9 protein-coding genes and 2 pseudogenes are annotated in these 7,644 nt (G+C 59.9%); 5 read left to right on the forward strand and 6 right to left on the reverse strand.

Going from position 1 to position 7,644, the window contains the following annotated elements:
* Positions 1-486: 486 nt before the first annotated feature.
* A complete protein-coding gene (locus KBZ15_RS14375) occupies positions 487-714 on the reverse strand; it encodes a Nif11-like leader peptide family natural product precursor (RefSeq protein ID WP_106502502.1) in 228 nt (75 codons plus the stop codon).
* Between the two features lie 47 nt (positions 715-761).
* Positions 762-1,088, reverse strand: a complete 327-nt coding sequence (locus KBZ15_RS14380; protein ID WP_255015896.1) for a hypothetical protein — start codon at positions 1,086-1,088, stop codon at positions 762-764.
* Between the two features lie 268 nt (positions 1,089-1,356).
* Here KBZ15_RS14380 and KBZ15_RS14385 point away from each other — a divergent pair, with 268 nt between their 5' ends.
* The 5 genes and pseudogenes from KBZ15_RS14385 (at position 1,357) to KBZ15_RS14400 (ending at position 4,661) form a co-directional block, all read left to right on the forward strand.
* Positions 1,357-1,884 carry an NADPH-dependent FMN reductase gene (locus KBZ15_RS14385; RefSeq protein ID WP_255015897.1) on the forward strand — a complete coding sequence of 176 codons (528 nt, stop codon included), beginning with the start codon at positions 1,357-1,359 and terminating at the stop codon, positions 1,882-1,884.
* Positions 1,881-2,048: pseudogene (locus tag KBZ15_RS14390) on the forward strand (pirin family protein); the annotation flags it as partial. The gene KBZ15_RS14385 and the pseudogene KBZ15_RS14390, both read left to right, overlap by 4 nt.
* A gap of 238 nt (positions 2,049-2,286) precedes the next feature.
* Positions 2,287-2,361: pseudogene (locus tag KBZ15_RS18735) on the forward strand (hypothetical protein); the annotation flags it as partial.
* A gap of 50 nt (positions 2,362-2,411) precedes the next feature.
* Positions 2,412-4,226, forward strand: a complete 1,815-nt coding sequence (locus tag KBZ15_RS14395; RefSeq protein ID WP_255015898.1) for a bifunctional diguanylate cyclase/phosphodiesterase — start codon at positions 2,412-2,414, stop codon at positions 4,224-4,226.
* Between the two features lie 213 nt (positions 4,227-4,439).
* Positions 4,440-4,661, forward strand: a complete 222-nt coding sequence (locus KBZ15_RS14400; protein WP_255015900.1) for a DUF1651 domain-containing protein — start codon at positions 4,440-4,442, stop codon at positions 4,659-4,661.
* 450 nt (positions 4,662-5,111) lie between these two features.
* On the opposite strand, the gene KBZ15_RS14405 is transcribed toward KBZ15_RS14400, so the two are convergent.
* The 4 genes from KBZ15_RS14405 to KBZ15_RS14420 all read right to left on the reverse strand — a co-directional run bounded on the left by KBZ15_RS14405 (position 5,112) and on the right by KBZ15_RS14420 (position 7,382).
* Positions 5,112-5,306 carry a hypothetical protein gene (locus KBZ15_RS14405; RefSeq protein ID WP_255015901.1) on the reverse strand — a complete coding sequence of 65 codons (195 nt, stop codon included), beginning with the start codon at positions 5,304-5,306 and terminating at the stop codon, positions 5,112-5,114.
* A gap of 931 nt (positions 5,307-6,237) precedes the next feature.
* The gene (locus KBZ15_RS14410; RefSeq protein WP_255015902.1) at positions 6,238-6,474 is read right to left on the reverse strand and encodes a chlorophyll a/b-binding protein; all 237 of its coding nucleotides are present in this window, start codon (positions 6,472-6,474) and stop codon (positions 6,238-6,240) included.
* A 243-nt stretch (positions 6,475-6,717) separates the two neighbouring features.
* Complete coding sequence (locus tag KBZ15_RS14415; RefSeq protein WP_255015903.1) at positions 6,718-6,861, reverse strand: chlorophyll a/b-binding protein; 144 nt, start codon at positions 6,859-6,861, stop codon at positions 6,718-6,720.
* Positions 6,862-6,965: 104 nt separating this feature from the next.
* A complete protein-coding gene (locus tag KBZ15_RS14420) occupies positions 6,966-7,382 on the reverse strand; it encodes a hypothetical protein (protein WP_255015904.1) in 417 nt (138 codons plus the stop codon).
* Positions 7,383-7,644 lie beyond the last annotated feature (262 nt).

The raw sequence follows: 7,644 nt of genomic DNA on the forward strand, positions 1-7,644 counted from the left end.
TGGCGCCAACCCGAAGAAGTGTGGATTAACAAGCCACCGGAAGAGAACGAACTGGCCCTGGAGTTAACGTTGATGCAGGCCGCCTGAGTGGCAGCCCAGGAGTGACATCTTTCCTGAAAGTCACCGACCCAGGAGGCGCCCAACATGGACGACACGCCACCCCGCCAGGTTCCAGAAGCACGCTGACTACAGGCCCCTGCTCCAACAGTCTTTATTTATTAGTGGGCGGGTCGTTCAGCCGGGCAAGAGAGCAGCATTCCCCAGTGCAGCTCACCTTGTGCGCCTGACTGATCGACACTCCAGCCGCACCGCCGCAGGTGCCCTCAGGAGGATCATTCGCCCCACACCTGGAATGCATGGCCCCAGGTGCCAACGTCAGCAGCTTCGCCAGCCCATTCCACGCTCCAGCGTGTGAGGACACGACGACCCCCGGGGCCAACCTTGGGGGTTTTGTTTTGTATGTAGTGATCGCGGGCTAAAGGGCACTCAGTAGTAGCGGCCGGGATATTCGCCAGGGTGATCGATCCGGCTGATGCGGATACCAGAAGCCGACTGGCCGTGGAAGCGCAGGATGTCGCTGCCAGAGACCAGGAAGCCCCGCTCTTGGGCCAGCAGCGACACCTCATCAGCGGTAAGGGCATCAGCCATCATTTGCCGCAGGGCTGGATCAGCCCTCACATGGGCCAAGAACCGCAGTAGCTCGCTCTGGGGCACGGCAGCTCAGCAAGATCTGCAACATAGAACTGCCAGCAGGACAGGCATCAACGGCTTTTGACGCAATAGCCGCCTGATGAATACCAACCCAGCGGGCATCCCTTGCCGCTCTTTTGAATCGCCTCACGGTCGTTACTGGGGCTGCTGAGGCAGTAGTTGCCAGATGAGTAGAACCCCAGCGGGCAGGAGTTGCCGCTCTTCTCTATGGCGCCCCGGGTGTTGCCGCTGCTGCTGGGCACGCAGTAGCCGCCAGAGCTGTAGTACCCCAGCGGGCAACCGCCCACTTTCGGGAGGGGCTGCACCGGCTGCTGGGCCAGGGCCGATGCACTGGCCACGGTGAGTGCAAGCGGCAGCCAGAGCCAGGGCGGTTTCATCGACACTCCTGCGTGCAACTCAAGTTGCCCTTCCAGTGCGCTGAGCCGCAACGTTATGCATCCAGTGCATTGAAATAGCGAGCATGCATTGGCACGACCGATTCAGTTGGACAGTCCTACTGACGCTCGGCGTAGCTGGCTGCCCACACGGCCGCCGCCATGCCCTCGGGCACGATCCGCTGGCGCCCCTCAATGCCCAGGATCTCGCCAGCTTCTTCAGCACCGACCACGCTGTCTATACCGATTAGCTCACCCTGGAGCCCCAGCCATGAGTACCTCAACCTCCACAGATGTGCTGGTGATCGCCGCTAGCAACGGTCATAACCTCCAGCTGGCCGAGCGCTTCGCAGCCGCCGCCCGCCAGCAGGGCCACAGCGCTGCCGTGCTCGACCTAACCACCATCAACCTGCCTCTGTTCACCCCGCGAGCCCAGGCCGCAGGCACACCGCCAGGGTTGGCGGCGTTGGAGGCCCAGCTGGCTGCCGCTCAGCGCTGGGTGATCTGCTCGCCGGAATACAACGGCTCGATCCCGCCGGTGCTCACCAGCGCCATCGCCTGGCTGTCAGTGCAGGGCAGCGACTTCCGGGCCCTGTTCAACTGCCGCCCTGTGGTGATCGCCACCCACTCCGCCGGCGCCGGTTATGGCGTGCTCACGGCCATGAGGCTGCAGCTGGCTCATCTCGGTGCCCATGTGGTGGGCCGCCAGCTGTCGAGCAACAGCGACAATCCCGCCAAGGACGACTCCATCGCTGATCTGATCACGCGCCTGCACCAGCTCCCTATTGCCCAATCATGACCGCCGCCGCTGCCACTCCGACTTCCACCGCCTCAGGCCTGGTATTTCGCCCGGCCGATGAGCGCTTCCACAGCCAGCTCTATTGGCTCGACAGCTGGCACAGCTTCTCCTTCTCCAGCCATTACGACCAGGCCTGGATGGGCTATGGCCTCCTGCGGGTGATCCGATAACCCAGGCGCTGTGCTGCCAGGATCAGCTGTCAGAACCAAGAAAACCGGCCGGAAGACCGCCCCTGCAATTTGCGGGGCAGCCCTGATCCTGCAAACATCCGTACCAAAGGCCGTTGCCGGATAGGAAATCCTGCCATCCTTAATTACAAAGGGCCTGACCGTCGCCAGTAGGTCCCCGAACCGCGAGTAGGGGGACATGTGTTTTTCGGCGACAGCCAGCTTCGTCACGGCCATGGGCCTTGCCCCCGTAGGGATCGTGAGCCTCACAGTGACCCAAGGTCTGGACCCAAAACGCTGGCAGCCGCTGGCATTGATCCCGCTGCTTTTCGCCACCCAGCAGGCGTTGGAGGGAGTTGTTTGGCTGCTCCTGGATTCTCCCGCTCCTTCCCCGGGGTTGCACTTGGTGTCACTGGCCTACCTCGGCTTCGCGTTTGCGCTCTGGCCCGTCTGGAAATCACCGAATCCACCCACGAGGTGATCTGGTCGTTGGATGCCGAGACCCTTCGCTACCTCTACGTCAGCCCATCGGTGCAGCGGCTTCGGGGCTTCACGGTGGCCGAGGTGATGGAGCAGCGCTTCGAGGAAGCCTTCACCCCTGCGGTGGCCCGGGAGGTGCAGCGGCAGATCCGTCTGGAAATGGCCGAGTTCGATGCCGGGCTGCGCAGCAGTGATGTGATCTCAACCATTGAGCATGAGCAGTTAACCAAGGATGGCTCAACGGTCTGGACTGAATTGATCACCAAGCTGGTGCGACATCCCAGCAGTGGCCGCATGGAGCTCCACGGGTTGACCCGTGACATCACCGACCGCAAGTTCGCCCAGGAACAGCTGGAACGGTTGGCCTACTTCAACCCCCTCACAGGCCTGGCCAACCGCACCCTGCTGCAGGATCAGATCCGCTCAGACCTAAGTCGGGCCCAGCAGGCCAACGAGCCCCTGGCCTTGCTGTTTCTCGATCTAGACAACTTCAAGCTCGTCAACGACAACCTCGGCCATGACATGGGGGACCGGGTGCTGATGGAGATGGCCAAGCGGCTGAAGGTGGTTCTGGGGGATGCCGGCACCCTGGCCGACACCAGCGGTGACGAATTCGCGGTGCTGCTGCCCAATTCCGACGCCACCACCGCCTTGGTGCTGACGGATCGGCTGCGGGAGTCGATTTCGGAGGCCTACAGCACTGGCGGTGAGCCTTTGTTCCTGACTGCCTCGGTGGGGATTGCCCTCTACCCAGGCGACGGCGTCAGCCACCAGTTGCTGATGAGCCATGCCCAAACTGCGCTCCATCAGGCCAAGCTGGCGGGCCCCAATGTCTCCAAGCTCTTCTCAGCCGTTGCTCAGGTGCAGAGCGCCCGCAAACTGCGTCTCACCAATGCCCTGCACCAGGCAATCGAGCGGCAGGAGTTCAGCCTGGTCTACCAACCCCAGCTCGAACTCAGAACCAATCAGATCTTCGGCGCTGAAGCCCTGCTCCGCTGGACCCATGGAGATCTGGGGGCCGTATCGCCGGCCGAATTCGTTCCCCTGGCCGAAGCCAGTGGCTTGATCCTTCCGATCGGCGAGTGGGTGTTGCGTCGCGCCCTAAGCGATGCCAATTCCTGGACCGAACTTGGGCTGCCACCCATCAGCGTTTCGGTGAACATCTCGGCGGTTCAATTTGAACAGGAGGACCTTGCCCGCATGGTGATCGAGCAGGTGGCAGCGGAAGGGTTCCCGCCCGAACGCTTGGAGGTGGAGCTCACCGAATCGGTGACGCTCGAGGACCCTGAGAAGGCGCTGAAGCACATGGTGCGGCTCAACAAGGAGGGGATCTGGCTGGCCATCGATGATTTTGGCACCGGCTATTCCTCCCTGAGCTACCTCAAACGAATCCGTGCCCATCGGCTCAAGATCGATCAATCCTTCATCCGCGATCTGGTGGCCAGCGAGGACGATCGAGCCATTGTGACGACGATCATCAACCTGGCCCGCTCGATGGGTCAGCGCACCATCGCTGAAGGAGTGAAGACCCACGAGCAACTGACCCTGCTGCGCAGCCTCGGTTGCGATGAGATGCAGGGCCACCTCCTCAGCCGACCCCTGCCCCAAGCGGCCTTCCTGGAGTTCGTGAAGAACCCCGTTCGTTTCCCCCAATCGGGGGAAGTCCGTCATTCCTCCTCCTCGGGGTCCGCGTAGCGGCAGACGCAGATTGCGTAGAGGCCCCACTGGTAACTGGTCGCGCTGATTTCTGGAACCCTGTTATTGCAAGGGATCCGCTTCCATGTTGCGCGTTCTAAAACCTCACAAGAAAGATCGTCTTGGAGACAAGCAACACCGCGCTGCTGATGTGTGGCACGACCTAATCGGCGGATTTCATCCCCTAGGGGTGGGCTACTAAATCCAGGATCAGTGCTGGTCAAACGCGCGTTCGAGCCGTTGCGCTACGACCGCTGGAGCCAGGCGCTGGAGGTGACTTTTGGAGAGGTAATGCCCAGCGGGGAGCCACCGCTGCTGAAACACCGCAGGGAGCTGATGCGAAATGAGGCGATCAAGCTGTGGGCCCAGAAGCGCAGGGCCGGCTGGCAGGTTTGCTCGCCGCAGTGGACGCCGTCACCACTGCGCAGGGACTGAGCTGCTGCAGGCCACAAAGCAGTCCCACCTTGCTCCGATCTGCAGCCAGAAACAATGCGTGTAAAAGCCGATTGCTATGAGCTGCTGGCGGAGCGAATCTGAGGTCACAAAGAAAGGAGGCGCCCAACATGGACGACACGCCACCCCGCCAGGTTCCAGAAGCACGCTGACTGCAGGCCCCTGCTCCAACAGTCTTTATTTATTTGTGGGCGGGTCGTTCAGCCTGGCAAGAGAGCAGCATTCCCTAGTGCAGCTCACCTTGTGCGCCTGACTGATCGACACTCCAGCCGCACCGCCACAGGTGCCCTCAGGAGGATCATCCGCCCCACACCTGGAATGCATGGCCCCAGGTGCCAACGTCAGCAGCTTCTTTTTCACTGCTATAGGAAGGTTCACTGATCCATCACCCTCGAGCGCTGCTCGGGGGTGATGGTTGTCTGAGGCTTTCGGTTAGCCCTTTTGCTCACCCGGTGCTGGATTCACGAGCGCCAGTCGGCAACCGGGATAGAGCTCCTGGCCGCTCTCCAGCGCCTCTTCTTTGCTGTTTGCTTCCATTTTGACGGTGGTGGTGCCGTCTTCTGTGTCGACAAGCAGGACGTACAACAGGCCCATGGGGTCGTAGGCAGTTGCCTTTGTCTTAGCCACGGGTCAGGGCATCGGCGCACCTGGGTGGATGGCTTGCATCAAAAAGCCTCAGGCCATAGCCCAGGGCTGATGCTTGCAAGTACTGGCTCAAGGAGGCGTTAGCCCTTGCTGGTGCTTACCTGCAAAGACTCCTCTTCCCAGAGGCCCATGCGATCGAGCCAGGCTTGTTCGGCGACGATTAGGTAGGCGGGCGCGTTGCCTACCTAGTTGACATCAGGCACAGGCTTCTGATTGCTCGCTGCTCCAGCAGTTGAGCTTGCGGTTGATCCCCCCGCTGACGAACCAACTCAACCCCGCGGCGCAACACACCAATGGTGAGCGCCGCTAGAAAAAGCGAGGTGTTGTATCGGGCTGCGGCTATTGGTACCAGCCCGCTTCTTGGGCGCCTGGACTAGGTCGTCATCGACGCCGCGCACCAACAAATCAGGCATGGCTCGCTCTAATCTTTGATAGGCATGCTGTCGTCAGCATCCATTTCTCCTTCAAACTAGATGAATGCAGGGCGAAAAAGCATGGCCCGCGAAGTTGGCATGCAATTCCAATGAATAATTTTAACCCTATGATTTAGTGCTATCTACGATAATACAATCTCTGCCTTCGGCGTCGCACCACAATTTATAAATATTCAGAACATTTGGACGAATGCCCGCCACAGGAACTTTCAAAAACCCTTGACGTTGCGCTGCTCCAAAAAGAATGCGCTCCTTTTGCGTTAGTCTATGGGGTATTTGACGACTTCCTATCCTTGATCGAGTCGGCTTACCACGGCTTAATCTTTCTACGTCGTCCTTGGTTGGCTTGGACATGGTAACCGCATCAACGTGGGGCCAGCAATGGCTAATTCGCAATCAATTGTTAGGTAGGTAAAATATTACTTAGAAACAATAGCGCAAGACTAAAGGAACCTCAGCAATGCAGCTGTAAAGTTGGATTAGAAACAGAACGGTAAAAACTGGGTGCGGCAGGCGGCATAACCATCAACAAGTGCACCGAGACCAATTTGGTGGGCGATACCAAAGCCCGTGAGGCCTTCCACCACGATGCCTATGACGATGCCGAGCATGGCGGCACGGCCGTTAAACAGTTCAGCTCGCTTGAGCTGCGCCACGAGAGTCAGCTGTTCGGGGCTGCTGTTGAGGAGCTGTTCGTTGGCGGGGGTGTTGGTCATGGGGATCTTTTGGGTGGTGTCAAACGAAGCGGAAGCGCGCTTGCATCAATCGGCGATATTGGGCTGCAGAAATAGGGCGCTGATCAACCAGGCACCAAAGAGCACCACTGTGAGTGTTGCGATCATCGAGTCCTTGGGGTCAGGTCACTAGGGCGGCTGAGCACGTACGTCGTCATGCCACCGAGCACAACTACAAGTGCAATGACGGTTGCAATGGCGGCGGTGTAATCGGTGCTCATGAGATCAGCCCAGGCCCAGTTGGCCGAGGATGCTCTGGCCGGTGAGCAGTTCGGTGCCCAGGCCGATCACGAAGCCGAGCATGGCCAGGCGGCCATTCCAGGTTTCAGCGAAGGCGACGAAACCGAAGCGGGGCGTGGGCTCAGTCATGACTATTGCGGTTTGTTACGGGAATTGTAACGCAATGTGACTCATTTGGGCGCTGTCGCGACTGAGGGCTGCGAATCCATAAGCGGCAGACCTTCTCTTGCCGCTCAATCGGCCTGGTGGAAGGCCTTCACTGAGACGGCCACCGTAGTGAGGGCCCCGAAGCCATCGGGTTGATCCGTTTTAGGGGCAGCACCGCCTTGATCCAGTCCGGAGATCAGCTCGGTCCCCATGTCTGCATCAAAGGAAAAGCGACCCGGCCCGTTGAACAGCAGGGCAAGGTTTCCTTCTAGGTGGAGCACCACCAGTTTCAGCACGTGGGTGTTCAGTCCGGCCGTGAGGTTTGCTGGCAGGCCGCCATGGGCATCGTCCCGGTCAGGGCCAGGGCGCCCACGGGCGTAAGCAGGCCGAGAATCACCAGCCAGCAGCAGAACCAGCTTGGGAATGTCGATGGTCGATTGGGGCGATGGACCTTTGCCGCGACCACCGGACAGTTCGTGATTAGCCGGGCTTATCGGTGTCATCAGCTTTGCTGTCGTCCAATTGCGCATCTGGGTTGGGTGGCAATTGTGAACTGGTGTTACGTTCAGATGAGCGAGCGGTTTCCCGCCCCGCATCTACTTACTGCTTTCCTCCAAAGCCTCTCGGCTGAGTCAGGTAAGCCCTTCCCCAAACCGTTCTCATGACAACCACTATTCAGCAGCGCCAAGGCGCTTCTGCGTGGAACCAGTTTTGCGACTGGGTCACCTCCACCAACAACCGCCTCTACGTGGGCTGGTTCGGTGT

Origin of the sequence: Cyanobium sp. BA20m-p-22, assembly GCF_024346275.1 — a bacterium.
Lineage (GTDB): Bacteria > Cyanobacteriota > Cyanobacteriia > PCC-6307 > Cyanobiaceae > Cyanobium_A.

Excerpts from the sequence above, each read along its gene's own strand:
- KBZ15_RS14420 (WP_255015904.1), bottom strand. The coding sequence starts at position 7,382 with ATGACACCGATAAGCCCGGCTAATCACGAACTGTCCGGTGGTCGCGGC.
- KBZ15_RS14385 (WP_255015897.1), top strand. The coding sequence starts at position 1,357 with ATGAGTACCTCAACCTCCACAGATGTGCTGGTGATCGCCGCTAGCAAC.
- KBZ15_RS14415 (WP_255015903.1), bottom strand. The coding sequence starts at position 6,861 with ATGACTGAGCCCACGCCCCGCTTCGGTTTCGTCGCCTTCGCTGAAACC.
- KBZ15_RS14380 (WP_255015896.1), bottom strand. The coding sequence starts at position 1,088 with ATGAAACCGCCCTGGCTCTGGCTGCCGCTTGCACTCACCGTGGCCAGT.
- KBZ15_RS14410 (WP_255015902.1), bottom strand. The coding sequence starts at position 6,474 with ATGACCAACACCCCCGCCAACGAACAGCTCCTCAACAGCAGCCCCGAA.